Source organism: Spongiactinospora sp. TRM90649 (genome assembly GCF_029382225.1).
GTDB lineage: Bacteria > Actinomycetota > Actinomycetes > Streptosporangiales > Streptosporangiaceae > Spongiactinospora.
In genome coordinates, this window is record NZ_JARLTC010000025.1 from 41,697 (window position 1) to 67,233 (window position 25,537).

The following is a 25,537-nucleotide window of genomic DNA, read 5'->3' on the forward strand; positions in this document are numbered from 1 at the left end:
ACGCTACCGCGTGGCGAGGCTGAGCGGGGCCAGGTCCGCCGCGAGCAGGCGCGACGCGACGTGCATGGCCCGCAGCGTGACCGACACCGAGGGCCGGTGGACGCTGGAGGCGCGGGCGATGGCCAGGATCTCGCGCCCCGGCGGTTCGCCGGGGAACTCCCGCACGACGACGCCGCGCACCCCGGCGGCCAGCGCCAGCGCGGGCACGGCGGCGATGCCGATGCCCTTGGCGACCAGCCCGAGGATCGCGCCGAGCCCCTCGAACTCCCAGGGCACCGGCAGCGCGCCGCCGACGTCGGCGAGCAGGCGGTCCACGGCGATCCTGGACGGTTCCCCCTCGGGGGTGGCCATCCAGGGTTCGTCGCGCAGCGCGGCGAGGTCCACGGGCCGGGCGGGATCGGCCATCGGGTGTTTGCGCGGCACCACCAGCACCAGCGGGTCGTGCAGCAGCGGGAAGACCCGCAGCGGGTCGGCCGAGCGCTCGTGGATGCGGCCGTACCAGTCGTCCACGAGGGCGATGTCCACCTCGCCGGACTCGACCTCGCGCATCCCCCGGCCGGAGCGGGCCTGCCGCATCCGCAGGGTGAGCGCGGTGTGCCTGCGCAGCGAGGCGGCCAGGGCGGGAGCGAAGGCGACCGCCCCGGTGGGGAAGGCGGTGATCATCACCCGGCCGGAGGGGGTCGCGGCGTGGGCCGACAGGTCGGATTCGGCGGCCTCGACCATGGACAGGATGCGCTCGGCGTGCTCGACCAGGCGGCGTCCGGCGTCGGTCAGTTCGGCGCTGCGGGCGGTGCGGTCGATCAGCGCGGTGCCCGCCTGCCGCTCCAGGGCCGCGAGCTGCTGCGACACCGCCGATGGACTGTACCCGAGCGACATGGCGGTCGCGGCGATGCTCCCCCGGCGAGCAAACTCGCAAATCAACGCCAACCTACGCAAATCAAGCATCAGACTTCCTTACGCCTACCCCCGAAAAGCCTCGCTTGTTCTGATGCCTGTGTCCAGTCACGCTGGGAAAAGGCACGAATAACCAAGCAGGAGGCACCCCGTGAACGTGACCTTGTCAGCCACCTTGGCGGCCAACGAGGACATCGACCGAAGACGGCGCGCGGGCGAGCGGGTCCTTAACCTCGCCTTCGGCGAGGCCGGGCTCCCCGTCCACCCGGCCCTGCGCCGGCGTTTGATCGCGGCCTCGGAGCGCAACGGCTACGGACCCGTTGCCGGCGCGCCCGACCTACGGGTCGCCGCGGCCGGATATTGGGAACGACGCGGCCTCGCCACCGATCCCGACCTGGTGGTCTGCGGCCCCGGCAGCAAGCCATTGCTGTACGGCCTGCTGCTCGCGATCGGGGGTGACATCGTGCTCCCGATGCCGAGCTGGGTCAGTTACGCCGCGCAGGCCGACCTGGTCGGCGCCCGCCCGCTGCTGGTGCCCACCCGTCCCGGCGAGGGAGGCGCACCCGACCCGGCGGGGGTGCGCGACGCCGTCCTGCGGGCCCGGAGCCAGGGCCGCGACGTCGGCGCGCTGCTCGTCACCCTCCCGGACAACCCGTCGGGCACCCTGGCCCGTCCGCAGACCATCCGCGAACTCGTGCAGGTGGCCCGCGACCTCGACCTTTTGATCATCTCCGACGAGATCTACCGCGACCTCGTCCACGACCCCGCCGCCGACTACCTCAGCCCCGCCGACATCGCCCCAGAGCGCACGGTGATCACCACCGGGCTCAGCAAGAACCTGGCCCTCGGCGGCTGGCGAATCGGCGTGGCCCGGCTCCCCGACGCCGCCTACCCGCTGCGCGAGCGAATGCTCGCCGTGGCCAGCGAGATCTGGTCGAGCCCCGCCGCGCCGGTCCAGCAGGCCGCCGCCTACGCCTTCACCGAGCCCGACGACGTGGTCCAGCGGGTGGCCGACAGCCGCCGGCTGCACGGGGCCGTGGCCCGCGCGGTGCACGCCCGCTTCGCCGGGGCCGGCGTGCCGGCCGCCCAGCCCGCGGGCGGCTTCTACCTCTACCCGGACCTCACCCACCTGCGCGACCGCCTGGGCGTCTCGACCGTCCGGGAGTTCTGCGCGCTGCTGCTCGACCGGCACGGCGTGGGCGTGCTGCCCGGCGACGCCTTCGGCGACGACCCGGGGGCGCTGCGCGTCCGAGTGGCCACCAGCCTGCTCTACGGCGACACCACCGAGCACCGGCTCGCCGCGCTGCGCTCCACCGACCCGGTGGTGCTGCCGTGGATCGCCGCCTCGCTCGACCACCTCTCCGAGGCGCTGCACGCGCTCGCCGGGAAGCCGGAGATCGTGCGGACCCCGGTTCCGTCCCTCGTTCCGGCAGTGGCCGGGGCGGGCTGATCCCCGCCACGTTCTGGTGACGCGGAAAGGCCCCGCCCGTGGCGCGCCGGGCGGGGCCTTTCTCAATCGGATGGAGCGTTCCGATTCGATGGATCGGTCTTCTGACGGGCCGGGCCTGGATCAGACCTCGTCGTCCTCGTGCTCGTCGGCCTCGTAGACGTAGTCCCAGCGGCCGCAGTACTTCTTGGCGTGCTGCTTGGTGTTCCAGTAGCAGACCCGGACGGCGGCGTTGTCGACGTCCTCACCCGCGAAGTGGAAGCTGGTGTAGCCGGAGGAACCGCACTTGCGGGCCCACCTGATCCACTCGTCGCCGTCGGCGTTCTCGAACTTGACCTGCACGTAGCCGCACAGCCACCACGGCGAGCCCTTGTCGTAGAGCTTGCCGGAGACGTGCACGCGGTCGTCGCCGCCGGTCCAGACGCGGCCACGGGCCTTGGCGCGCGAGTCGCCGTCGTACCGCTTCGAGTAGTAGTAGCCCCAGAAGTCGTCGAACGAGCTCGTGGCGGTCGTGGCCGAGGCCGGCGCCGCGGTGACGGCGGCGGAGGCGGAGGTGGTCGCGGGGAGGGCGATCGCCAGGGCGGTCGCGGTGACGGCGGCGAGGCCGAGCAGGTTGCGGGTGGTGCGGCGCATCGTGATCTCCTAGAGAGGACGGGAGAGGCTGTCTTGCGGTCGTCCCCGTCGCCGGGGTGCTGAGATATTGGTAACCCCGCCCGCCTGCACCGCGCTTACACCCCGTTGACGGTCACCTGCAGTGCGCTATCGGCCGGTTGAATATGACTTGCAAGCCTTCGCCGGAGGGTCGAACCCCCTGGAAAACGGGAACGGGACCCGCATGGTTTTGCGGGCCCCGTCGTCTATGAAGGGCATATGCGGGAACACGACCGCCCCCGTCGAACGGGGCCATGTCCTCGACTTCGCACTCAGCTTCACCCGGCCGGTTCAACGGCAGATCAACAGCCGATCAACGAAGAGTGACACCGATCCCACGGGCGCGCTCCAGGCCGATCCTTTGGCCTGTGCACGCGAGGATCTATCATTTGGCCGTAAAACTTCCCATTAGCGGCGGGGACGTGCAACATGGCGGTTCAAAGCACAGAAGCCGGGTTGCGCTTCGCCGTACTCGGTCCTGTGCGGGCGTGGCGCGACGCGGAAGAACTCGATCTGGGCACGCCTCTGCAGCGCTCCATTCTGGCGATGCTGCTGCTCAGAGAAGGTCGCGCGGTCACCCCGACGGAAATGATCGACGCGGTCTGGGGCGAGGACGCGCCACCCCGGGCGCTCGGCGCGCTGCGCACGTACGTGTCGCGGCTGCGTGCGGTGCTGGAGCCGGATCGTTCCCCGCGCAGCCGTCCGGAGCTGCTCACGTCGGTCGGCAAGGGTTACGCTCTGCGACTTCCGGAGGGCACGCTCGACCTCACGGTCTTCGGCCGGCACATCGCCCAGGCCGAGACGGCCCGCCGGGCCGGGCGCCTGGAGGAGGCCGCCGGGCTGCTGCGCGACGCGCTTGAGCTGTCCGGCGGCGAGCCGCTGGCCGGGGCCGTCGGCCCGTACGCCGAGCACCAGCGCGACCGGCTGGCCGAGCGCCGGATGACCGTCGTCGAGACGCTGATGGACCTCGACCTGCGCCTCGGCCGCCACGACGAGGTCGTCTCCGAGCTGATCGCGCTCACCGCCGACCACCCGCTGCGCGAACGGCTGCGCGCCCACCTCATGCTGGCCTTCTACCGCTGCGGACGGCAGGCCGACGCCCTCTCCGTCTTCACCGACACCCGCGAGGCGCTCATCGAGGAGCTGGGCGTGGACCCCGGCCCCGAGCTGACCGCCCTGCACCAGCGCATCCTGGCCGCCGACCCCACGCTGCTCGCCCCGCCCACGGCCGGGCACGCCGAGGCGGCACGCCCCGCCGAGGCCGCCGACGCCGGGGAGCCCGCCGACCCGGCCGACGAGGAGGAACTCCCCCGCCCCGCCCAGCTTCCCGCCGCGGTGAGCGATTTCACCGGCCGCCGCCAGGTGGTGAACCGGCTGCGCGCGCTGCTGGCCGGTGAGGGCGAACCGGGCGAGGCCGTCCCCGAAGGCGGCGTCGCCGTGGCGGCCGTCTGCGGAATAGGGGGTGTGGGCAAGACCGCGCTCGCCGTGCACGTCGCGCACGCCGCCGGCGACCTGTTCCCCGACGGCCAGCTCTACGTGGACATGCGCGGCCACGGCGCCGAGCGCACCACCCCGCACACCGCGCTGGCCGCCTTCCTGCGCGCCCTCGGCATGCCGCCCGACATCATCCCCGAGGGCACCGCCGAACGCTCCGCGCTGTACCGCTCGCTGCTGGCCGACCGCCGGATGCTCGTCCTGCTCGACAACGCGCACAGCACCGGGCAGGTCAGCCCGCTGCTGCCGGGCGCCCCCGGCTGCGCCGCGATCGTCACCAGCCGGGCCAAGCTGGCCGACCTGCCGGGCGCCCGGCTGATCGACCTCGACGTGATGGAGCCGACCGAGGCGCTGTCGCTGTTCGCCGCCGTCGCCGGGGCCGAGCGGGTGGCGGCCGAGCGCGCCGCCGCCATGGACGTCGTGGCGGCGTGCGGGTTCCTGCCGCTGGCCGTCCGGATCGTGGCGGCCCGGCTGGCCGCCCGCCCCTCCTGGACGGTCGCCTCGCTGGTGCCCCGCCTGGCCGACCAGCGCCGCCGCCTGGACGAGCTGCGGGTGGGCACGCTGGCCGTGGACGCCACCTTCGCCCTCGGCTACAACCAGCTCGACCCCGCACAGGCGCGCGCGTTCCGGCTGCTGTCGCTGACCACCGGCCCCGACATCTCGGCCGCGGCCGCCGCCGCGCTGCTGGACCGCGCGCCGATGGAGGCCGAGGACCTGCTGGAGTCGCTGGTCGACGCCAGCCTGCTGGAGGCCCCCGCCCCCGGCCGGTACCGCTTCCACGACCTGCTGCGCCTGTACGCGCGGCGCGAGGCGGAGAGCAGCGAGCACCCCGAGGCCCGCGAGCAGGCCCTCGCCAGGCTGCTCGACTTCTACCTGGCCACCGCCAAGGAGGCCCACCGGCTCGGCTACGAGGGCAGCCGGGTCTCCGACGGCTTCACGGTCTCGGCCACCGGGCGGGCGTTCGCCTCCGCCGACGAGGCGGTCGCCTGGCTGACGGTCGAGGCCGACGCGCTGTTCGCGGTGATCGCCCAGGCCGCGGCGACGCCGGGCCGTCCGATGCTGCCCGCCGCCGACCTGCTGCTTGCCATGGAACCGCTGCTGGAGTCCGGCACCCACGGCAGGGAGCTGGAGCGCCACACCCGCCAGGCGCTCGCCGCCGCGAACCGGGCGGGCGACGCCCGCAGCGAGGTCCGCGCCCGCTACATCCTCGGCCGGGTGCTGTTCGGCGGCGACCGCCTCGGCGACTCCGAGGAGCAGTTCCGCACCGCTCTCGACCTGGCCGAATCGACCGGCGAACGGATCGTGTACGGCGAGACCCTGAACGCCCTGGCCGTCGTGGCCGGACGGCAGCGCCGCCACCACGAGGCGCTGGCCCACTTCGAGGCGGCGATGAAGGTCTACCGCGAGATGGACGCGCCCGCCGGTGAGGCCCTGGTGCTCAGCTACTCCGTGCGCGACCACCTCGGGCTCGGCCACGCCGACGACGCCATCGCCGCCGCCGAGCGGGGCCTGGCCATCTTCACCGAGATCGGCAGCGGGGCGGGCACCGCGCGCGCCCGCTACCACCTGGGCATCGTGCTGTCCAAGGTCGGCAGGCTGAACGAGGCGGTCCATCACCATGCCGAGTGCCTCGCCTTCTTCCGTGCCAGTAACCAGCGGGTCTGGGAGCAGCGGGTGTGCTGCCGGCTCGCGGAGACGTTCATCGCCGCGCGCCGGTTCGGCGACGCCGTACGGCACGCCGAGCAGGCGCTGACGGTCAGCCGGGAGATCGGCCACCCGTACGGCGAGGCGCTGTCACTCGCGGTCCTCGGCAAGGCCCTCGCCGGTCTCGGCGACGCCTCCCGCAGCCGGGAGTGCCTGCGCCGCGGCTACGACATCTTCGTCCGTCTCGGCGCACCCGAGGCCGGTGACCTGCGCGTCCTGCTCGAACTCAACCAGGTCGACCAGGCCGGAACCGTCGGGAGCATGGGGACCGCCGGCACCTGAGCAGCGAGCGTCGTCCAGCCCGGCGAACAGGTCGTCGTCGAGACGTGTCATCCGCACGTGGTTGATCACGATGCTCCCGTCCTGTCTCCCGGTTCGCCGATCTTCCGGTCTTCCGGCGCGGGCCCGGCGGCTGCGTTCCACCCCGTTGCCGCCGGGCCGTCGTCACTCCGTATCCCTTTCTCGCAAGGCGGCCCGACCAGCCGCCTTACCGCCGCATGCCGCTAGGGGGCCCGGATTACCGGATGCGCCATACGACGGCTAGCCGCCTCACTCCGGCGGCCGGCCGGACCCAGGTACGGCCCTCGAACCCCCCAAGGTCCGTACCCATGGCGAAAGCGTCGCTGGCAAGGGTCAACGTCGAATCAACAGCCGATGAAACAGCGGGTCAGAGCACCCTTCGCGGCCGATACGAGCGCGGTCAGGGGACGCGGAGGAAGCCTTCGGCGACCAGTGACCTGACCGCTTCGGGCACTCCGGCGGGCGTCTCGGTGCCGGTCAGCTCGGCGATCGCGCCGAGCAGCGGGCCCAGGGGCAGATCGCCGTCGCAGACGCCGGCGAGTGCGGCCTCTGCCGTACCGACCGGGGCGACCCGGCACAGCCCGCGCGTCTGACGCAACAGGATACGCGCCGGATCCTCGGCCCCGGGCGGGCCGATCCGCTCCTCGACGACGCCGTCGGCGACCGTGAGCCGGGCCGCGAGCAGTTCGTCGTCGCCGATCCGGTGCGCGGCGGCGATCGAGCCGAGGACGTCGTCCACGTAGCCGCCCACCGGCAGCTCCACCCGCTGGGTCAGCTCCTCCACCCGCACCACGGGATCGAGGGTGCCCGAGGCGTGCAGGGTGATCCAGCCGAAGCCGATGCCGGTGACGTCCATCGCGGCGAGGCGGTCGAGCCAGGCGTCGTAGCGCGCGCGGTAGCCGGGGCCGCCCTGCTCGGCGGAGTCGCGCAGCCACAGCTCGACGTACTCGGCGGGGTCCTGCGCGTCGCGCTGGACGGCCCAGCCGTCGCAGCCGGTCTCGGCCAGCCAGCCGCCGACGCGGTCACGCCAGTCCTCGCCCTTGACGTGCAACCAGTTGGCCAGCAGGTGGCAGCGCCCGCCCGGCGCGAGGTGACGCGGGGCGCGGCGGACGAGATCGCGGCAGAAGGCGTCGGCGTCGGCGCGCGCGGCCCGGTAGGTCAGGCCGTCGGCCGGGGCGATGACGAACGGCGGGTTGGACACCACCAGGTCGAACCGCTCGTCCTCGACCGGGTCGAACATCGACCCCTCGCGGGCCTCGACCCCCGTGGTGATGCCGGACAGCCGCCAGCTCAGCCGGGCCATGGCCAGGGCGCGCGGGTTGACGTCGGTCGCCACGACCTGCCCGGCCCGGCCATTCGCCAGATGCAGGACCTGGACGCCGCAGCCGGTGCCCAGGTCGAGCGCGCGCCCGGCGGGCCGCCGCGAGACGAGCTGGGCCAGGTTGGCCGACGCCCCGCCCGCGCCCACCACGTGGTCGGGCCGCAGCGGCGGATCGCCCGGCCGTACCTTGCGGTCGGACACGACGTATCCGCCGGTCTCCCACGGCTGGAGATGGACGGTCGCGCGCAGCGCGCCGCCCTCGCCCGCCGCCACCAGCCCCGCCCCGGCCAGTTCGCGCCACAGCCCGTCCGAGGCGGGCAGCGCGCCCTCCGGGACGGCCGTGCCCAGCCACCACAGCCGGATCAGGGCGGCGAGCGGATCGCCGTCACGCGTGGCCCTCAGGGCCGGTATGAGCTCTTCCCTGGCGAGCGCGGCGGCGGCGGTGTCGCCGAGGCGGTCGCGCACGCCGTCGAGGGTGTATCCGTGGCCGGTCAGCATGTCGCGCAACCGTGCCAACGCCTCATCGGACGCCTGCTCTGGCACTTTCCCTCATCTCCGCGCCAACGCGTTCGCGCGCTCATGTTTCACCGGGAGCGCCGGTCCTGTCACACTACGGCGAAAGCGGCCTGCAAGCCGTCGGCAAGCGGACCGCTGTACATGTGGTCCGGTGGCCGCATCTCACCCGTACGACCTTGGAGTGGATCCCAGATGATGATCCCCTGCCTGGCTTGCGACTCCCGGTTCCTGCCCGATGAGTACTTCCGCGCCTGCCACGACTACCACCGTGGGACAGACCTCGTCGCGTGGACCTGTCCGCACTGTGGGAACCAGGATGACCTTCGTGTTCTACCGGGTGAGCTGGGATTCGGATATACCGGTCACGGGCGTTTCGACGTCCACGACCGGGTTCGCGTGCCCGGCCTGCGTCGCCGGCGCCAGGACCTCCGGCTCGACATCTCGCTGGACCAGAAGGTCTGGCGGGTGCCGACCAGGTCGCGGCGACCGGCCGGGGCACGGTGCTCCTTCTGAGCCCCGGTCTCTTCGGGTGCCGCTTCAGGTGAGCTCGGCGGACGGCTGCCGCAGGCTGTGCCAGGCCGCCCCGCACAGCGCGGCGATCTCCTCGGCGGTCGGGTGGTGCGCCCCGGCGAACCACAGCCGGCACATCTCCTGGGCCGGCCCGAGCCACAGCACGTAGCACATGGTCGGGGGCACCGGCTGGAGCAGCCCCGCCTTCATGTGCGGACGCCACCACTCGGCGACCTTGCGGAAGAACGCGCGGCGGGCGTCGCCCACCTCCGCGCCCCCCGGCTCCTCGCGGCGCGGCGGACGCTCGCTGATCAGCAGGCGGGCCCGATCCGGGTGGTCGCCGCACCAGGTCATGTGAAAGGTCACGATGGCCTCGATGCCGGCCCTGGCGTCGTCGTGCCGCATCAGCTCGCCGAGGAAGGCGTCCTGGTACATCGTCAGGATCTCGGCGTAGAGCACTCCGAAGACGTGCTCTTTGCTGGCGAAGTGGTGGTAGAAGCTACCGACGCTGACGCCGCTCTCCTCCCGGAGGCTGGCGAGCGTGGTGGCCGACACGCCGTCCTGGCTGAAACGGCGCAACGCGCCGTCGATGATCCGGGTACGGCCGTCGCGTCCGCTCTTGACACTCTTCACGAGCACAATGGTGAAGTAGCAGAAGGTTGCTCCGCAAACGCCGCAGTCGCGACCCGACCTATACCCTCACCAGCACGGCTCCGGGTTCGGCGGTCTCCACGGGGGCGAACCGCACGGCGATCTCGATCACGCCGCCCGACATCCGCGTGGTCGCGTCCGGCCAGCGGGCGTGGATCACCGCGAGCACCCGGCGGGCGTCGGCGCGTACGTCCATCCGGAGCCCCGTCACGCCGTCCGCGCGGGCGAGCAGTTCCTCGACGAGCCTCGTGCCGTGGCCGCGTCCCTGCCAGGCGTCGGCCACCACGGCGGCGATCTCCAGCGGCGCGTCCGGCGACTCGCGGAAGCCCATGGCGTGGCCGACCACCTCCCCGGTGCGCGGCCGGACGGCCAGAAGCGCGTCACATCGGCCGTCCACGGCGCACATCACGCGCACCAGCGCGTCCGCGGTCGGGCCGGTCGGAGAGATCGGCGCGAAGAACCGCCCCGCCGCGGTGTCCGCCGACAGTCCCGCGACGAACGCGCGGACCCTCTCCTCGTCGCCTGGCGCCACGGGCCGCACCTGAGTTTCGTTCACTGACTCAGCCTCGCCCGAACCATCTGAGTATGTCAAGTAGACCCAGAGAGATTGGAGCGGGCCGCGTGACGACCTACGATGCGGGCATGGCACCGACCACGACCTCTGACGTGCCCTTCCGCCAGGGCGAATGCTCCATCGAGGCCACCCTGGCCGTCGTCGGGGAGAAGTGGACCTTCCTCGTCCTGCGCGAGGCGTTCGCGGGCGTCCGCCGGTTCGCCGACATGCTGACCGGCACCGGCGCCCCGCGCCAGGTGCTCAGCGCCCGCCTGGCCCGCCTGGTCGAGGAGGGCCTGCTGCGCAAGGTCCCCTACCAGGACCCCGGGCAACGGGTGCGCCACGAATACCGGCTCACCCAGAAGGGCCTCGACCTCTACCCCATCCTCATCGCCCTGATGAAGTGGGGCGACCACTACGCCATCGAGGGCCGCGAGCCCTCCGTGGTGCTGACCCACCGCGACTGCGGCGCGCCCGTCGACCTGCGCATGCGCTGCTCCGCCGGCCACGAGGTCGAGTCGCCGCGCCAGGTGACCCCACGCCGGGGGCGAGGGGCCCGGCGCCTACCCTGATTTCGTGTACCGGTTCCTGCTGACCCCTAGATGGCTGGTGTTGCACCTGGTGGTGCTGCTGGTCATCCCGTCCTTCGTGTTCCTGGGGCAGTGGCAGTTCGGACGCTACGAGGAGCGCTCCGATTCGAGTCACCGGATCACCGCCAACCTCGCCGCGCCCCCCGTGCCGCTGGCAGAGCTGGCCGCACCCGGCGGACCCGCCGTACGCGAGGCCGACCAGCACCGCACGGTGCGGGTGTCCGGCACCTTCGACGCGTCCCACGGGCTCCTGGTACGCCGCCGCCCGCAGGACGGCATGACCGGCTTCTACGTGCTCACCCCGCTCGTCACCGGGCAGGGCCAGGCCGTGATCGTCAACCGTGGCTGGGTTCCGGCGGGCGAGACCGCCGACACCCAGCCCCAGGTGCCACCGCCGCCCACCGGGCAGGTCACCGTCACCGGACGCCTCCGGCTCGGCGAGACCGAAGAACGCTCCGGCCTGCGCAACCGGCCCGGCCTGCCGCCCGGCCAGGTGCTGCTGATCGACACGGCGGCGATCGGGGCGGGCCTGCCGTACCGGATCATGGACGGCTACGTCGAGCTGACCGAGCAGAGCCCGGCCCCCGCCAAGGCCCCCGCCCCGGTGCCCGCGCCCGACGTCGGCGCGGGCGGCGGCCTCAACCTCGCGTACGGCGTGCAGTGGTGGCTGTTCATCGCCATCGCCATCGGCGGCTGGCTCCTGCTGATCCGCCGCGAGGTCGCCGACCGCCGCTCACAGCAGGAGGGTGGGCACGACGGCGAGGAACGCGAGGACGAACCCCTGGCGTCCGTCGAGCGGCCGGGCTGAGCGCGGCAGCCGCGCCAGCAGGGCCGCGACGTAGAGCGGCATGCCGTAGCCGCTCAGGAACAGCCACAGCCACGCCCAGCGGGTCGCGTGGGGCGGGCCGCCGGGCGCGAACAGCATCAGCATGAGGGTCACCCCGGCGGCGGCCGTCCCGAACGGCGCGAGCGGCGGCCAGAGGCGCCACAACTCCGCCGTGGCCCACGAACCCCCGGGCGCCCGCTCCACGACCTCCACGGGGCGTACGGCCCCGCCTGCGGCTCCCTGAGCCGCCTCCCCGGGGAGTGAGCCTCGCGCGCCGAGTTCCTGCGCCAGCCGTCCGTTCGAATCCGGGCCGGGACGGCCCGCGGCCTCGTCCGCCACCCGGAAGGGACGCCCGCCCGCCTCGGCCGCCGCGACCAGCGGGCCGAAGTACCCCGCGCGGACCGCGTCCAGCCGCGCGTCGTCCAGCCCCGACGTCTCCGGCCGCCACACTTCCGGCTCCGGCTCACCGAACACCCGCCACCACGACGTGGGCCCCGTGGACCAGACCAGATCCCCGTAAGCGGGCCACACCCCCGACACCACCAACGTCTCCACGGCGCCCGCCCGGAGGTCCGCCTCCAGCCGCCCGATCGGCGCGGGCGCCGGTGACCCGTTCACCGTCACCGCGAAGAACGCGATACAGAGCGACGCCAGCAGCCCCCACAGCGCGACGGCGGGCGCGCGCCGCGACACAGCGCGCAAAGCCCGCTCCGGTCGGTGATTCCCATCACGTGAGGCCTGGTCGTCCGGGCCCTCACCGGCCGCGATCGGGCCCCAGTGGTGAAGGAACGGATACCAACCGGAGACCTCCCAGCTTGTTCTGTGTGATGCCAGCGTCATACGGTTTCCCATGTGACTTCGCCGCTGCTTCCCGACCCGGAGCCGAGGCGGCGCGACTACGTGATCGTCTCGGCCGACGATCACCTTATCGAGCCGCCCGACATGTTCGAGGACAGGCTGCCCGAGAAATACGCCGAACTGGCCCCTAAGGTCGTCGAGACCGAGGCGGGCCATCAGGTGTGGCGCTACGGCGGAGCCACCTACCCCTGCGCCGGGCTCGACGTCGGCGCGGGGCTTCCGCGTGAGCAGTGGACCCTCGACCCCGTACGGTTCGAGCACATGCGCCTCGGCTGCCACGACATCGAGGCCCGGGTCGAGGACATGGACCGCGCCGGTATCTGGGCCGCGCTCTGCTTCCCCGGCATGCTCGCCGGACAGGCCGGAATGGTGTTCTCCAAGACCCGCGACCAGGACCTCGGACTGGCCGTGCTGCAGGCGTGGAACGACTGGCACGTCGAGGTCTGGGCGGGCACCTACCCCGAGCGGATGATCGCCCTCCAGCTCCCCTGGCTGTCCGACCCCGAGATCGCCGCCAAGGAGATCCGCGCCAACGCCGCCCGCGGCTTCAAGGGCGTGGTCTTCCCCGAGTTCCCGACCCGGTTGCGCCTGCCGTCGATCCACTCCGGCCACTGGGACCCCCTGCTCGCGGCCTGCGAGGAGACCGGCACCGTGGTGTGCCTGCACACCGGCGCCGCGTCCTGGGCGCCCGTGCCGTCGCCCGACACCCCGATCGAGGCGATCACCACCCTGATGCCGACGAGCGCCATGTTCGCCTGCGCCGACTGGCTGTGGTCCGGCGTGCCGCTGCGCTTCCCCGCGCTGCGCATCCTGATCGTCGAGGGCGGCGTCGGATGGCTGCCGATGCTCGCCGAGCGCGCCGACTACGCGCTCGACCACCCCGTGGCGGGCGAGACCTCCTGGGAGGGCGGGCTCAAGCCGAGCGAGGTGCTGCGCCGCAACTTCTACTTCGGCACGCTCAACGACCACGCGCTGTCGGGGGTCCGCCTCGCGGTCGGCCTCGACCATGTGTTGCTGGAAAGCGGCTACCCGCACTCCGACTCCACCTGGCCCGACACCCAGCGGGCCGTCGCGCGCAACCTCGGCACCCTGCCGCCCGCCGACATCGCCCGGGTCGCCTACGGCAACGCCGCCCGCCTGTTCGGGCACCCCCTGCCCTCCCGGGCCTGGCTGCGCATGGAGGAACTCTGAGCCCGCGCGGCACCGGGGCTCCGGCCGGGAACGGTCCGGAGCCGCTGTCGGCGTCGGCCGGCGTCGGCGGTCATGGCGTCCTGATCTGATTCACCGGCACCCCGTGCCGGGTGCGCTCCCAGTCGACGAACCGGCCGCTCTCACCGAGCAGCGAGGTCATCAGCCACAGGAAGACCCCGAAGTCGTCGGCCACGCCGATCAGCAGCAGGAAGTCGGGGATGACGTCGATCGGCGAGATCATGTAGACCACGCCCAGGCCCATCATGGCCAGCTTCCCCTTGGCCATCCCGGGGTAGGTGCCCCGCAGCACGCTCCCGACCAGCCTCGGAACGGCCCGCAGCCGCGTCAGCGGCCCCACCGACCCGGCCCGGCTGCCCTCCCGATAGGCCCGCAGTAACGCCGCCCCGCGCGCGACTTTCGCCATCGTGACACCTCCAGAGAGTCCCCCGGCGATTTACCCCGCCGCTCCTTGACATAACGCCCGGCAGGCCCTTCGCGGTTCCGGCGAAGGCAGTGCCCCAAGGATTTCCCAAGAACCCGGAGCATCGCATTACGTGATGTGTTACAAACACAAAGTGACCCACCGCAGGAGGACCACCCCCACTCCCGGGCCCCCCGCCCCACCCTCGGCGGCACACCCCGGCCCCAACGGTCCGATGCCCAACGGATCGCGGCACGATGCGCGCGACGGTTCGAGGCCCAGCGGTCCGGGACACGATGAGCGACCCGAGTCCCCCCTGACGGCACCCCCCACCCCGCCTCCCTTCCCCGCTTCCCCCGCCCCGACGCCGCGTGACCTCCCCACCCAACCCGCGCCGTACGCGGGTCTTGCCGGACGCCGGGGCGGGGCGGCGGGCGGGCGGCGTGGTGGGGCTTTGGCGGGCGCGGTACTGGCGGCCGGGTTCCTCGCGGCGGCCTGCGCCCCGACCCCTTCGGCGAGCGGCCCGGGCCCCTGGGAAGGGCACTCCGCCCCCCACGCGCGCACCTCTCCTCCAGCCGCCGCCCTCGGCCCGGGGAGCGTCGCATTTACCACGTTGCTCATGCGTCCGTTCCGGCCGGTGGCCGGTTCCGGTGCCGCGACACCGGTACGGCGGGCCTCCGGGGCACGCATGGAGAGCGCCCGGCGGGCCGATGGAGTCGTGGCCGCAGGGCGGGTTCCGGCACCCGTCTACGACCCCGGAGGAGCAGCGTCCGCGCACCCCATACTGCAAGTCCGGCTCGGGCACCCGGAGCCGCCGGAGGTGTCGATCCACATCCACCTGCCGCTCAAGCCGTGCCCGCACCCCGACGATCATCCGCCCAAGACCCCGACCGACCCACCGCCGGAGCCTCCGCAGACCTCTGAGCCCGGTGAACCGCCCAAGCCGCCCACCATCTCCGAGCCTGGCCACCCGCCGACACCGCCGAAGCCCTCGCCGACGCCTCCGCCCGAGCCGCCGACGCCTCCACCCCCGCCGAAGCCGTCCCCGGAACCGCCGCCGCCCGTGGAGCCGCCGACACCGACGCCGCCTCCGGTCGCGCGTCCCGCCGTACGGCCGACGCCGTCCCCCTCACCCAGCCCGACGCCCACGCCGACACCGACACCGACACCGACACCGACACCGACACCGACACCGACACCGACGATGTCCTACCGCGCCCACGGATCGGTCCTGGACCGGTTCGCCGACCGCCGGGCGCCCATCGACCGGAACACGATCGTCGTCGTCTTCACCGTCGTGATCGTCTCCACCGTCGCGGCGGGCGCCGCCGGAGCCGCGCGCCGCCGCCGCTGACCGGGCCCCGGATCGGGGCACGGCCCCCGTCAGGGCAGGAGTGACCAGAGGGCTGGTGTCCTCGGTGGGGTCCGTCCCGGTTGCGAAGTGTGGGTCTGGCGGCAGCGATAGCGGTGGCCGTCGTACGTCACCAGGTCACCGGCCTTGTAGCGGGTCCATGGCCGCCACGCCTTCGGGGCAGGTTCCGGTGCCGGGACCTTGACCGTCAATGTCGCCGATGCCGACATAGCGGGGCCGATGGCCCAGAAGGTCAGTGGATACGTTCCCGGTGGAGTGGCCCGCGTCGCCGCGACCGTGACCGTGGAACCCTGCCCCGGGGTGATCTCCGTCGGATCCAGGGCCGCCGTCAACCCATCGGGGGCGCCGTTCTCAACGGTCAGCCGGTAGGTGGCCGGGGGCCCGCTCATCGATTTCGTGGAGAGTGTCGCCGTGCCCTTCAAATCGCGGTCGAGGGTCAGCGTGGCCGGATCGACCGTAATTTCGAGCTTCGGCGGCGGCTCCGTCACAGTCAGCTCGAACCGGGCGATCTGATAGAAACTACCCACCGTGCCGATGAACTCGATCGGATAGCGACCAGGGCGAAAGTCGGGCCGGGTCCAGATCTGCGCGAGGGCGCGCTCGCCCGCCGTGATCTGGGGCGGGAAGATGAACAAGCTGATCCCGTCCGGGAGCCGGCCGGACGACATGGTGATCACCGCCGGCGGGTCCAGCCAGGCCAGCGTCTCGATCCAGACCTGGACCGACCCCCCGGCCGGCGTCGTGCCCTGGGAAGACTCCAACCTCATCTCGAACGGCCAGCACTCGTAAATGGGTTCGCCCGGCTGGCTGGACACCCACAGCGCCTCCCAGGCGGCCTTGACCGCGCCCGCCTCCTTGCAGGAGCGGGGGAAGAGCGTGTACGCGAGCAGCACCGTCGCGATCCGGGCCTCGCCCGGACCCCACCCGGCGGTCTTGAGCTGGAGGGCGTTGACGAAGATCCTCCCGGCCTTCTGGATCCCGATCCCATCCACCCGTGACCGGTTGCAGGTCGGGCTGGCCGGGTTGCCGTTGGTCGGGTCGGAGCCCTCGGCTAGCAGGTAGAACCAGTGGTTCAGCAGCCCGGCCCCCGCATGCGGGTCCGGCGCGGGCGGGTTCGGGTTGTAGCAGCTCACGTGGCCGTTGATCTGCGACGGGTCGTACATGTTGCGGACCGGCCCGGTGCCCAGCAGGTCGACCTCTTCGCCGACCAGGTAGTCGGGCTCGTCAAGCGTGTCCGGATGCCCGACGTAGTGCTCCAGCATGGCGCCGAGGATGTCCCCGGTGGACTCGTTCAGCGCGGCCGTCCAGCCACCGCCGCCGGCCCCGCCGGAACCGGAGGTCTGGAAGACCGCGTGCCCGTACTCGTGGCCGACCACGTCGAGGGACGTGGTCTGCTTGGTCCCGGCCACGTTACGGCCCAGGTTCACCTCGGTGCCGGACCAGGTGGCGTTGGGCATGTCGAAGCCCACCCTGGCGGGAAAACCATTGCCCTTGCCGTCGATCCCGTTACGGCCGGTCCATGCGCTCAGCATGTCCCACTCGTGCTGGACCCCGAAGAGCGTGTCCACGCACGCGGTCTCCGGGTCGGTGCCCGAGCCGTTGCCCCAGTCGTCGTCCGCGCCGTCGAAGGTCCCGCTGACGGGGCCGCACCGGATGCCGGGACGCAGCGGGTCGGTCAGCGTGTACGCGGAGTCGGTGGCGGTGGTGTCGATGTCGACCGGGTCGCCGTTGTAGTTGGAGTGGCCGACGCCGCGCCTGACATCGTCCCAGGTATCCAGGACCTTGCCGTTGGCGGCGTCGACGAACACGTGCGGCCGGGTGGGCACGCCGTCCCGGCTCATCCCTTCGGCGGTGACCTCCCAGGCCGTCCGCGGGGTCGCCCCGGTCGCGTGGACCACCAGGCGAGCGGATCGGACGGCGACGCCTCCACCGCTGCCGGTCCCGGCGCGTGCGATCGACGACGCCTGGGCCTTGTCGATGGCGGGCGTGACCGGCACATCGATCTCGGCTCGCTGGGCCGAGGTGGTGTAGAGCAGGTTCCGGCCGTCACGGCTGATCATGAAGTTGACGTCGCCGCCGTAGACCGGCAGGCCATGGTGGGTGCGTGGGAAGGAGAGAAACTGAAGCCCGCCGGCGCCGAATACGATCTTGGGCTCCCCGAACCGGTCATCCGGCGACCGCTCGACCGCCGCATGCCCACCACCGGACAAGGTCCGGCGAGCGAGATCCAGGGCCCGCGCTCTGGCCTTCTCATCCGGCGGCGCGTCCGTGGGGGACGCGGCAGCGGATTCGGGTCCAGGCGCGGTGAGCGCGACCGACCCCGCAGCGCGTACGGCCGGCGCGGCCAGTGCCGCTCCCCCGGCCTGTGAGCCGGCGGCGGCGCCCGGCGGCGACACCAAGGCCACCACCATCGCGGTACCCGTCAACATGGATAAGATCCCGCTGCTCGCCATGCGTTTCATTCGCGCTGACCCCTCTCACGAGATCCTTCACCGAGGACCGAGGAGAGCCTCATCGACCGAGCTTCACTCAAATTGACAGCGGGCGTGAAAACTGCCCACCCTACGCCTTTCCATAACACCGCCTGATGGCGACTACGGAAATAGGGACTTTCCGCTACCGGTGCTGATGTGCGGCAGATCGGTTCACTGAACGGGCCGCAGACGAGCGAAAGCACCACCTTGAGGCGTCCCCCGTGGGTGCCGTCCTGCCGAACTCCACGATGGGCGGTTGACCACCGACAGCCGCTGCCGTCCGAGGACCGGATCTTCGCCCGGCACCACGATCCCGTAGTCACACGACTCGACGGGACGCCATCCGGGCCTGCCAGGGTGTTCCGCTGCTGTACTAGATGTGCTCCGCTCTGCGGAGCGGCGGAACCCTACGTCCCGCCAAGGCGGACCGGCCGCTCCCGGCGGGACGCACTTGGGCGACCATCGCCGGGTGTCGTCCCGCCTCCAGGCGTTGCACCGCCTCCGGCGAAGCCCGCGCTACCGCGCACCCAATGCCCCTCGCTCCCGCTCGGACTGTTCTTCTAATGTCAGGCTTCGCCCGACGCTTGCGCCCGGTCATTGAATATCTGGAGACGACCACCAAGCCCGAACCCAATTCTTTGCAGGCCACACAATTTGCACAGTCGGCCATTTCGGCCAGAGGGGTCGCACCATTCCTTATCGAGCAGTCGAATTCGGCATGGCGCCGTCTCTGACACGGTGGACTTTCATCCGCCGATCTTCACAGAGGGTGACGTACGGCGAGATGACGAAAGCCGGTCGGCAGGCGAACCCTCATCGCAAGCGAGCGAGGGCACCACACTCGGAACCCGCACACTCGCGACGCTCAATGGCAATGCCCTCCCCCGGCTCCGCGCGGCACGCGCTCAACGGGCCGCTGTTGGCGGCAGGAACCCGCAAGCCCCCCGTGGCCAAAAGGGGTCAGCCCTGGGGTGGGACCGCTAGTTGGCGGTCTATGCGGTCGTATTGCTGGAGGGCCGTGTGGAAGGCCGTCGGCTCGACCGCGTTGAGGCCGCTGTATGGGTGGCTGCTGAGCTGGACGAAGATGACGCCGACCACGACCACCGTCACCCGGATCGCGTCGCTCACCGCGGTGGCGAAGCTGGGGCGGATGCCGAGGGTCCAGGGCATGGCGATCACCAGGGCACCGGAGATGGCCATGGAGATCATGAAGACGTCTTCGAGCCGGTTTCCGGCGTCTTCGGCGCGGACCGTGCGGGCGTGGCTGAGTTCGGACGCGCGGGCGAGGGCCTCCTGGCGGAGGTTCTCGTGGGTGTCGTCGGCCGGGCGCATGCGCAGCAGGGTGCCGCGGATCTCGTCGAGCGTGCGGTCGGGCAGCGGCGACAGTTCGTCGTCGGTCATCAGCGGCCAGTCGAGGGTGATCGACTGGGTGGTGTACTCGCGGACCTGCGTCTTGACGGCCGCGGCCTCCGGGATGGGCGAGACCGCCCAGTACAGCTCGGTCAGGGTCTCGCTCTCCGCCGCGGCGTCGCTGGCCGCGGCGGTGACGGCGTCCTTGCACAGCACGACGGCGTAGGCGAGGACCAGCAGGTAGACCGCGAGGGCGAGGTTGGCCGCGAAGTCGACCGCGCCGAACCGCTGTTCCTCGTTGTCCTGTCCCTTCTTCCTCAAGGTGACGATCATCAGAACCAGGATCACGAACGCGGCCGACGCGGCGATACTGACCCAGCCCATGGGGACCTCCCAAGCGCACACCAACGGTGAGACTACTGAGGGTAATCGCACGAGTACGCGATTTCTCGCGTTTCGGCGAGGTCCACCAGATTCAGGTGCGCAGCTCGTGAACTGCGGCGATGAAGTCGCGGGTAACTCCCCGCAAGCCCGGCAAATGAGACAGGCCCACGAGACGGACCACGAGCGGCACCGTCATCTCGATCAGCCGGTACGAGCGCGCGCAGTCCGGCGAGGTGTCGTGCACCCAGAACAGCACCACGCCCATGGACATCAGCCACAGCAGTTCCGGCAGTTCGGCCCGCAGTTCCTTGTCCATCCGGTCGGCGGATCCTTCGACGACCTGCCGGTAGATGGCGATCGACGCCTCGCGCGACGGACTGGACTCGGCGCTGAACGGACTGAGCGGATTGCTCGGCTCCGCCGCGTGTTTGAAGAACTTGACCGCGAACTCGTGGTACGGCTCCGACACCCGGACCCACGCCCGCAGCACGCCGGACAGGCGCGCCTCCAGCGAGGTCTCGGCGGCCAGTACCTCCTGGCATGCCTCCTCGTGCTTCTCCTGGGCGCGGTCGTAGTACGCCTGGATCAGCGCCTCTTTGGAGGCGAAATAGTAGTAGGCGTTTCCCACGGAGATACCGGCCTCGGCGGCGATGGCGCGCATTGTCGTGGCCTCGTAGCCCCGGGCGCGGAAGAGGCGTAGCGCCGTCTCGACGATGAGCTGGCGGGTTGCCTCCGAACCTCGGTTCCGTTGGGTCGGTTCAACCACGTTCGTCACTGTACGTCCCGTCCCCCTGCTCGGTCATGAACCCTAACGGTGATCACCAGCGCACCGCAAAGACTCGCGCCCCCCAGGACTCAGTCCGCCGGAAACGTGGGATTGATCCTCCTGCGGAAGGGCAATCCGCGAAAAGGGATCAACATGGGGACCAGTCCCTGCAAACGGGGGCCCGTGCGGTTCGCCGCGTGTTTGTTGCTCGCCGTACAGACTTCCATCATCGCGCCGACCCCGGCAGGAGCCGACGCCGCACACGCCCGCGTCGCCGCCGGCACGGGGACGGATACGGGAACGGACCCGGCCGGAAGACCGGGCACGTCCGGGATGTCGTACATGCCACACATGCCATACATGTCGCATGTGCCGCACGTGCCGTACATGCCGGACGGCGACCAGCCGGTCGCCGAGCCCGTCCCGGAGCTCACGTTCGACCTGGCCGAGGTACTGCCCGCGGACTCCGCACTGGGGACGGCCCCGCCCATCGGGACCGTCGAGCCGGTGCGGGCGGCACAGGTGGCCGAGGCCGTCCAGGCACTCAACCACGGCCGGACGACCCACTCCGCCGGAGCGGCCACCAGAGCCACGGGAGCCACGGCGGCCACCCGGTCGGTCTACGCCGCCCGGATGCGCACTCGGGCGACCGGGGAGGCCACCGGGAACGCGAAACGGTCCCGCGCCAAAGCGGCCCGCGCCAAGGCCGGCGCCGTACGGCTCGCCCACCGCACCGCCATGCGGCGCGTCAAGCGGGCCGGGGTGAAGTGGCATTCGTCGGGCGGGTGCGTCGATCGCGACGTGCGTTCCTGCACCTCGCTCGCCTCCGTGCGCGCGGGCACCATCTCCTCCGTGATCGCGCTGCGCAAGAGCAGCCAGTGCCCGATCAAGATCACCGGAGGCACCGAGGCCGGTCACGCGCCCGGCCCGTTCAGCCACGGAAATGGATACAAACTGGACATCACCCTCAACGCCTGCGTGGACCGCTTCATCACCCACAACTACCCGCTCTACAGCGTGCGTGGGGACGGAGCGCGCCTCTACCGCGGCCCGAGCGGCGACGTCTACGCCAGAGAGAGCGACCACTGGGACATCCTGTTCCGGTGATCGCCCTCCCACGGCTTCGGGCGTGCCGCCCTCGCGTCAGCCGCTGAGCTCCGCCGCCAGCAGCTCGGCGATCTCGGCGGTGTTGAGCGCCGCCCCCTTGCGCAGGTTGTCGCCGCAGACGAACAGGTCGAGCGCGTTGGGGAAGTCGAGCGCCTGGCGGATGCGTCCGACGTAGGTCGGGTCGGTGCCCACAACGTCGGCCGGAGTCGGGTAGATCCCGGCCGCCGGGTCGTCGAGCACCACCACGGTCGGCGCCTCTTCCAGCACCGCCCTGGCGTCGGCCACCGTCAGCGGCTCGGCGAACGTCGCGTGGACCGCGACCGAGTGGGTGGTGATGACGGGAACCCGCACACAGGTGGCGGAGACCTTCAGGTCGGGGATGCCGAGGATCTTGCGGGACTCGTTGCGGACCTTCAGCTCCTCGGACGCCCAGCCGTCCTCCTTGAGCGAACCCGCCCACGGCACGACGTTGAACGCGATCGGCGCGGGGAACGGCGAGTCGGCCAGGTCGGGGACGGCCTTGCGCACGTCACCGGCGACCGTGCCGATCGTGCGGTCGCCCGCCAGGGCCGCGACCTCGTCGTAGAGCCGCTCGGCCCCGGCCGCGCCCGCGCCGGACACCGCCTGGTAGGAGGCGGCGACCAGCTCGCGCAGGCCGTACCTGCGGTGCAGTGCGCCGAGCACGGTCATCATCGACAGCGTCGTGCAGTTCGGGTTGGAGATGATGCCCTTGGGGCGCTCGCGGACCGCCTCCGGGTTGCACTCGGGCACGACCAGCGGCACCTGCGGGTCCATCCGGAACGCGCCGGAGTTGTCCACGGCCACCGCGCCGCGGGCGGCGGCCACCGGCGCCCACTCCGCGGACACCTCGTCGGGAACGTCGAACATGGCCACGTCGACGCCGTCGAACGCCTCGGGCGACAGCGCCCGGACCACGACGTCCTCGCCGCGCACGCGCAGCACCTTGCCGGCGGAACGCGGCGAGGCGAGCAGCCGGATCTCGCCCCACACGTCGGGACGGCTGGACAGGATGTCGAGCATGACGGTGCCAACCGCACCGGTCGCGCCGACAACGGCCAAAGTGGGCTTGCTCATCGTCCGGTACCTCCGTAGACCACGGCCTCTACCTGATCGGAGTCAAGGTCGAAGGCCCGGTGCGCGGCGCCGACCGCCGCGTCGACCTCGTCCTGCCCGACGATCACCGAGATGCGGATCTCCGAGGTGGAGATCATCTCGATGTTGACCCCCGCGTCGGCGAGCGCGGCGAAGAACGTCGCGGTCACGCCGGGGTGGGAACGCATGCCCGCGCCGATCAGCGACACCTTGCCGATCTGGTCGTCGAACAGCAGCGACTCGAACCCGATCTGGTCCTGCACCCGCTTCAGCGTGGTGAGCGCCGACGGCCCGTCGGCGGCCGGGAGCGTGAACGAGATGTCCGTACGGCCGGTCGCCGCCGCCGAGACGTTCTGGACGATCATGTCGATGTTGATGTCCGTGTCGGCGAGGGTCTTGAAGATGGCGGCGGCCTCCCCGACCTTGTCGGGCACGCCGACGACGGTGACTTTCGCCTCGCTCCGGTCGTGTGCCACGCCGGAGATGATGGCCTGCTCCATCTCGCTTCCCTCGCTGTCGGTGGTGCTGGTGCTGTGCTCGGGCGCGCGGGTGGTCACCCAGGTGCCCTCTCGCTGGCTGAACGAGCTGCGGACGTGGATCGGCACCTCGAACCGGCGCGCGTACTCCACGCAGCGCAGGTGGAGGACCTTGGCCCCGCACGCCGCCATCTCCATCATCTCCTCGTAGGAGATGCGCGGGATCCGGCGCGCCGCCGGGACGATGCGCGGGTCGGCGGTGAAGATGCCGTCCACGTCGGTGTAGATCTCGCACACGTCGGCGTCGAGGGCGGCGGCCAGTGCCACCGCCGTGGTGTCGGAGCCGCCCCGGCCGAGCGTGGTTATGTCCTTGGTGTCCTGCGACACGCCCTGGAACCCGGCCACGATCGCGATCTGCCCGTCGTTCACGGCCTCGCGGATCCGGCCGGGCGTCACGTCGATGATCCGGGCCTTGCCGTGCTTGGAGTCGGTGATCACACCCGCCTGCGAGCCGGTGAAGGACCGCGCCTCGTGCCCCAGGTTGGCGATGGCCATCGCCAGCAGCGCCATGGAGATGCGCTCACCCGAGGTCAGCAGCATGTCCAGCTCGCGGCCCGGGGGCAGCGGCGAGACCTGCTGGGCGAGGTCGAGCAGCTCGTCGGTGGTGTCGCCCATCGCCGAGACCACGACGACGACTTCGTTGCCGGCTTTTTTCGTCGCGACGATCCGCTGCGCGACCCGCTTGATGCTGGCCGCGTCGGCGACGGACGAACCACCGTATTTCTGAACAACGAGCGCCACGGGATGTCTCCGATGGACGTAGGTGACTGTGGAGCTCACAGTTTACGGGGCGTATCGCGAGCTCCTTCTGGGCAGCCCAGCATGTGGGACGGCCCCGCCGTCACCTCGGCGTTCGGCGTGTGCCGAATGTCACGCCCCGGTGCGCTCCTCCACCACGTCGAGACGGGTGTGCGCGACCAGCGCCTGCAGCGCCCGCATCGCCGCGCCCGCGTGGTTGCCCCAGGTGTTGAAGTACGAGTACTGCCACCACCACAGCGCCTCCAGGGGACGGCCCGCGCGGTGGTGACGCAGCCCGTGGAACAGGTCGGCGGCCACCGCGGTCAGGTCGTCGGACAGGCGGTAGGCGGTCACGCCGGTGTCCTTGTAGGGGTCGAAGACCTCGGCGTAGTCGTCCACCTCGCCGAACCGCTCGGCGAGGGCCGCGCGGACCTCGTCGAGGTCGGGGTCCTCGCTCATCGGAGGCTCCCAGTTGCCGGAGAGGATCACGTCCTGGCTGGCGCCGAGCTGCGCCCCGGCCAGGCTCACCTGGGCGACCTCCATCAGCAGCAGGGCCAGCGTGGCGTCGCCGCCCTCGCCCCCCGCCAGCCGGCTCAGGCCGTCGAGGTAGTTCTCGGCGTGCCCGGCGATGACCTCGGCGAGCTCGCTCCATTCGTCAGACATCAAGGAGTCTCCGTCCTTCGAACGCGCGGCCCAGGGTGACCTCGTCCGCGTACTCCAGGTCACCGCCCACCGGCAGACCACTGGCAAGTCGGGTAACTTTCACGCCCATCGGCTTCACCAGGCGGGCGAGGTAGGTCGCCGTCGCCTCCCCTTCGAGGTTGGGGTCGGTAGCGATGATCAGCTCGGTGACCTGGCCGTCGGCCAGGCGCGTCATGAGCTCGCGGATGCGGAGATCGTCGGGGCCCACGCCGTCGATGGGGCTGATCGCGCCGCCGAGCACGTGGTAGCGCCCGCGGAACTCGCGGGTCTTCTCGATCGCCACGACGTCCTTCGGCTCCTCCACGACGCAGATCACATGCAGGTCGCGGCGTGCGTCACGGCAGATCCGGCAGTCCTCCTCGGAGGCGACATTGCCGCATACCCGGCAGAACCGGACCTTGTCCTTGACTTCGAGCAGGGCGTGCGCCAGCCGTTTGACGTCGGCCGGATCGGCCGCCAGCAGGTGGAACGCGATCCGCTGCGCGCTCTTGGGACCGACGCCGGGCAACATGCCCAGCTCGTCGATCAGGTTCTGGACGACCCCTTCGTACATGGCCTAGAACCCTGGAAGCTGCCCGAGGCCGCCGCCGCCGAGGCCCTGCGCGAGCGGGCCGAGCTTCTCCCGCTGCAGATCCGAGGCGGAGCGGACGGCGTCGCGGACCGCGGCGATCACCAGGTCGGCGATCGTGTCGACGGTCTCCTGCGGGTCGCCGGAGTCGACCACCTCTGGCTTGATCTTGAGTTCCTGCAGCTCGCCCGTGCCGTTGACGGTGGCCACGACCAGGCCGCCGCCCGCCGTGCCCTCGACCCGCGCGTCGTTCAGCTCCTGCTGGGCGCTCGCGATCTGCTGCTGCATGAGCTGGGCCTGCTCCATGAGCTGCTGCAGGTTGACATCGCCTGGGTTCACCGTCGTGCGCTCCTCGTGGCCTTCGCGTGAGTGGGGTCCGTGCCGTCGCCACGAGCCTACGGTGTTTGGACGGGGCGGCGCACCGGCGGCGCCTCCTCCGTGTTCCGTCAGTGTGCCCCTCCGCGCTCCGGACGCGTGCCGTCCGCGGTCCGATTCGAGTG

22 protein-coding genes are annotated in these 25,537 nt (G+C 71.6%); 7 read left to right on the top strand and 15 right to left on the bottom strand.

Going from position 1 to position 25,537, the window contains the following annotated elements; translation table 11 throughout:
- Positions 1-3 precede the first annotated feature (3 nt).
- A complete protein-coding gene (locus tag P3X83_RS25965; RefSeq protein WP_277307829.1) occupies positions 4-945 on the bottom strand; it encodes a LysR family transcriptional regulator in 942 nt (313 codons plus the stop codon).
- A 100-nt stretch (positions 946-1,045) separates the two neighbouring features.
- Here P3X83_RS25965 and P3X83_RS25970 point away from each other — a divergent pair, with 100 nt between their 5' ends.
- The gene (locus tag P3X83_RS25970; protein WP_277307830.1) at positions 1,046-2,344 is read left to right on the top strand and encodes a pyridoxal phosphate-dependent aminotransferase; all 1,299 of its coding nucleotides are present in this window, start codon (positions 1,046-1,048) and stop codon (positions 2,342-2,344) included.
- 120 nt (positions 2,345-2,464) lie between these two features.
- Here the strand turns inward: P3X83_RS25970 and P3X83_RS25975 are convergent, their stop codons facing one another.
- Positions 2,465-2,974, bottom strand: a complete 510-nt coding sequence (locus P3X83_RS25975; protein ID WP_277307831.1) for a hypothetical protein — start codon at positions 2,972-2,974, stop codon at positions 2,465-2,467.
- A 447-nt stretch (positions 2,975-3,421) separates the two neighbouring features.
- On the opposite strand from P3X83_RS25975, the gene P3X83_RS25980 reads away from it, so the two are divergent.
- On the top strand, positions 3,422-6,472 hold the full coding sequence (locus P3X83_RS25980) for an AfsR/SARP family transcriptional regulator (RefSeq protein WP_277307832.1): 3,051 nt from the start codon (positions 3,422-3,424) through the stop codon (positions 6,470-6,472).
- A 418-nt stretch (positions 6,473-6,890) separates the two neighbouring features.
- On the opposite strand, the gene P3X83_RS25985 is transcribed toward P3X83_RS25980, so the two are convergent.
- The 3 genes from P3X83_RS25985 to P3X83_RS25995 form a co-directional block, all read right to left on the bottom strand.
- On the bottom strand, positions 6,891-8,309 hold the full coding sequence (locus P3X83_RS25985; RefSeq protein WP_277307964.1) for a methyltransferase: 1,419 nt from the start codon (positions 8,307-8,309) through the stop codon (positions 6,891-6,893).
- 555 nt (positions 8,310-8,864) lie between these two features.
- Positions 8,865-9,470 (bottom strand): TetR/AcrR family transcriptional regulator, encoded by a 606-nt coding sequence (locus tag P3X83_RS25990; RefSeq protein ID WP_277307833.1) that lies wholly within the window; start codon positions 9,468-9,470, stop codon positions 8,865-8,867.
- 58 nt (positions 9,471-9,528) lie between these two features.
- The gene (locus P3X83_RS25995; RefSeq protein WP_277307834.1) at positions 9,529-10,044 is read right to left on the bottom strand and encodes a GNAT family N-acetyltransferase; all 516 of its coding nucleotides are present in this window, start codon (positions 10,042-10,044) and stop codon (positions 9,529-9,531) included.
- 86 nt (positions 10,045-10,130) lie between these two features.
- On the opposite strand from P3X83_RS25995, the gene P3X83_RS26000 reads away from it, so the two are divergent.
- Together P3X83_RS26000 and P3X83_RS26005 are read left to right on the top strand one after the other, a co-directional pair.
- Positions 10,131-10,613 (top strand): helix-turn-helix domain-containing protein, encoded by a 483-nt coding sequence (locus tag P3X83_RS26000; RefSeq protein WP_277307835.1) that lies wholly within the window; start codon positions 10,131-10,133, stop codon positions 10,611-10,613.
- A 4-nt stretch (positions 10,614-10,617) separates the two neighbouring features.
- The gene (locus P3X83_RS26005) at positions 10,618-11,439 is read left to right on the top strand and encodes an SURF1 family protein (protein ID WP_277307836.1); all 822 of its coding nucleotides are present in this window, start codon (positions 10,618-10,620) and stop codon (positions 11,437-11,439) included.
- Here P3X83_RS26005 and P3X83_RS26010 read toward each other — a convergent pair.
- Positions 11,365-12,159 carry a hypothetical protein gene (locus P3X83_RS26010; RefSeq protein WP_277307837.1) on the bottom strand — a complete coding sequence of 265 codons (795 nt, stop codon included), beginning with the start codon at positions 12,157-12,159 and terminating at the stop codon, positions 11,365-11,367. The two genes, P3X83_RS26005 and P3X83_RS26010, sit on opposite strands and share 75 nt — an antisense overlap.
- 150 nt (positions 12,160-12,309) lie before the next feature.
- Between P3X83_RS26010 and P3X83_RS26015 the strand changes: the two genes are divergently transcribed.
- Entirely contained in the window at positions 12,310-13,506 is a 1,197-nt protein-coding gene (locus P3X83_RS26015; protein ID WP_277307838.1) for an amidohydrolase family protein, read from the top strand.
- Positions 13,507-13,576: 70 nt separating this feature from the next.
- Here the strand turns inward: P3X83_RS26015 and P3X83_RS26020 are convergent, their stop codons facing one another.
- Complete coding sequence (locus tag P3X83_RS26020) at positions 13,577-13,930, bottom strand: YkvA family protein (RefSeq protein ID WP_277307839.1); 354 nt, start codon at positions 13,928-13,930, stop codon at positions 13,577-13,579.
- A 616-nt stretch (positions 13,931-14,546) separates the two neighbouring features.
- On the opposite strand from P3X83_RS26020, the gene P3X83_RS26025 reads away from it, so the two are divergent.
- Positions 14,547-15,281, top strand: coding sequence for a hypothetical protein (locus P3X83_RS26025; RefSeq protein ID WP_277307840.1), 735 nt, complete (start codon positions 14,547-14,549; stop codon positions 15,279-15,281).
- A 29-nt stretch (positions 15,282-15,310) separates the two neighbouring features.
- Here P3X83_RS26025 and P3X83_RS26030 read toward each other — a convergent pair whose 3' ends face one another.
- From P3X83_RS26030 to P3X83_RS26040, 3 genes are all read right to left on the bottom strand, one after another.
- Entirely contained in the window at positions 15,311-17,728 is a 2,418-nt protein-coding gene (locus P3X83_RS26030; RefSeq protein WP_277307841.1) for a M4 family metallopeptidase, read from the bottom strand.
- Between the two features lie 1,005 nt (positions 17,729-18,733).
- On the bottom strand, positions 18,734-19,507 hold the full coding sequence (locus P3X83_RS26035) for a DUF4239 domain-containing protein (RefSeq protein WP_277307842.1): 774 nt from the start codon (positions 19,505-19,507) through the stop codon (positions 18,734-18,736).
- 91 nt (positions 19,508-19,598) lie between these two features.
- Positions 19,599-20,273: a TetR family transcriptional regulator gene (locus P3X83_RS26040; protein WP_277307843.1), complete on the bottom strand. Its 675-nt coding sequence runs from the start codon at positions 20,271-20,273 to the stop codon at positions 19,599-19,601.
- Positions 20,274-20,615: 342 nt separating this feature from the next.
- On the opposite strand from P3X83_RS26040, the gene P3X83_RS26045 reads away from it, so the two are divergent.
- Complete coding sequence (locus P3X83_RS26045) at positions 20,616-21,380, top strand: hypothetical protein (protein ID WP_277307844.1); 765 nt, start codon at positions 20,616-20,618, stop codon at positions 21,378-21,380.
- 36 nt (positions 21,381-21,416) lie between these two features.
- Here P3X83_RS26045 and P3X83_RS26050 read toward each other — a convergent pair whose 3' ends face one another.
- The 5 genes from P3X83_RS26050 to P3X83_RS26070 form a co-directional block, all read right to left on the bottom strand.
- Complete coding sequence (locus tag P3X83_RS26050) at positions 21,417-22,475, bottom strand: aspartate-semialdehyde dehydrogenase (protein WP_277307845.1); 1,059 nt, start codon at positions 22,473-22,475, stop codon at positions 21,417-21,419.
- Positions 22,472-23,770, bottom strand: a complete 1,299-nt coding sequence (locus P3X83_RS26055; RefSeq protein WP_277307846.1) for an aspartate kinase — start codon at positions 23,768-23,770, stop codon at positions 22,472-22,474. Before P3X83_RS26055 ends, P3X83_RS26050 begins: the two co-directional genes overlap by 4 nt.
- Positions 23,771-23,899: 129 nt before the next feature.
- The gene (locus P3X83_RS26060) at positions 23,900-24,430 is read right to left on the bottom strand and encodes a DUF5063 domain-containing protein (RefSeq protein WP_277307847.1); all 531 of its coding nucleotides are present in this window, start codon (positions 24,428-24,430) and stop codon (positions 23,900-23,902) included.
- On the bottom strand, positions 24,423-25,022 hold the full coding sequence (recR, locus tag P3X83_RS26065) for a recombination mediator RecR (protein WP_277307848.1): 600 nt from the start codon (positions 25,020-25,022) through the stop codon (positions 24,423-24,425). Before recR ends, P3X83_RS26060 begins: the two co-directional genes overlap by 8 nt.
- A 3-nt stretch (positions 25,023-25,025) precedes the next feature.
- Positions 25,026-25,376 (bottom strand): YbaB/EbfC family nucleoid-associated protein, encoded by a 351-nt coding sequence (locus P3X83_RS26070; protein ID WP_277307849.1) that lies wholly within the window; start codon positions 25,374-25,376, stop codon positions 25,026-25,028.
- Between the last annotated feature and the right edge of the window lie 161 nt (positions 25,377-25,537).

What these genes read in the sequence shown, in the direction of transcription:
- P3X83_RS26025 (WP_277307840.1), top strand. Translation starts at nt 14,547, where the DNA reads ATGCGTCCGTTCCGGCCGGTGGCCGGTTCCGGTGCCGCGACACCGGTA.
- P3X83_RS26030 (WP_277307841.1), bottom strand. Translation starts at nt 17,728, where the DNA reads ATGTTGACGGGTACCGCGATGGTGGTGGCCTTGGTGTCGCCGCCGGGC.
- P3X83_RS25985 (WP_277307964.1), bottom strand. Translation starts at nt 8,309, where the DNA reads ATGCTGACCGGCCACGGATACACCCTCGACGGCGTGCGCGACCGCCTC.
- recR (WP_277307848.1), bottom strand. Translation starts at nt 25,022, where the DNA reads ATGTACGAAGGGGTCGTCCAGAACCTGATCGACGAGCTGGGCATGTTG.
- P3X83_RS26035 (WP_277307842.1), bottom strand. Translation starts at nt 19,507, where the DNA reads ATGGGCTGGGTCAGTATCGCCGCGTCGGCCGCGTTCGTGATCCTGGTT.
- P3X83_RS26060 (WP_277307847.1), bottom strand. Translation starts at nt 24,430, where the DNA reads ATGTCTGACGAATGGAGCGAGCTCGCCGAGGTCATCGCCGGGCACGCC.
- P3X83_RS25965 (WP_277307829.1), bottom strand. Translation starts at nt 945, where the DNA reads ATGCTTGATTTGCGTAGGTTGGCGTTGATTTGCGAGTTTGCTCGCCGG.
- P3X83_RS25975 (WP_277307831.1), bottom strand. Translation starts at nt 2,974, where the DNA reads ATGCGCCGCACCACCCGCAACCTGCTCGGCCTCGCCGCCGTCACCGCG.
- P3X83_RS26020 (WP_277307839.1), bottom strand. Translation starts at nt 13,930, where the DNA reads ATGGCGAAAGTCGCGCGCGGGGCGGCGTTACTGCGGGCCTATCGGGAG.
- P3X83_RS26050 (WP_277307845.1), bottom strand. Translation starts at nt 22,475, where the DNA reads ATGAGCAAGCCCACTTTGGCCGTTGTCGGCGCGACCGGTGCGGTTGGC.
- P3X83_RS26045 (WP_277307844.1), top strand. Translation starts at nt 20,616, where the DNA reads ATGCCACACATGCCATACATGTCGCATGTGCCGCACGTGCCGTACATG.
- P3X83_RS25980 (WP_277307832.1), top strand. Translation starts at nt 3,422, where the DNA reads ATGGCGGTTCAAAGCACAGAAGCCGGGTTGCGCTTCGCCGTACTCGGT.
- P3X83_RS26000 (WP_277307835.1), top strand. Translation starts at nt 10,131, where the DNA reads ATGGCACCGACCACGACCTCTGACGTGCCCTTCCGCCAGGGCGAATGC.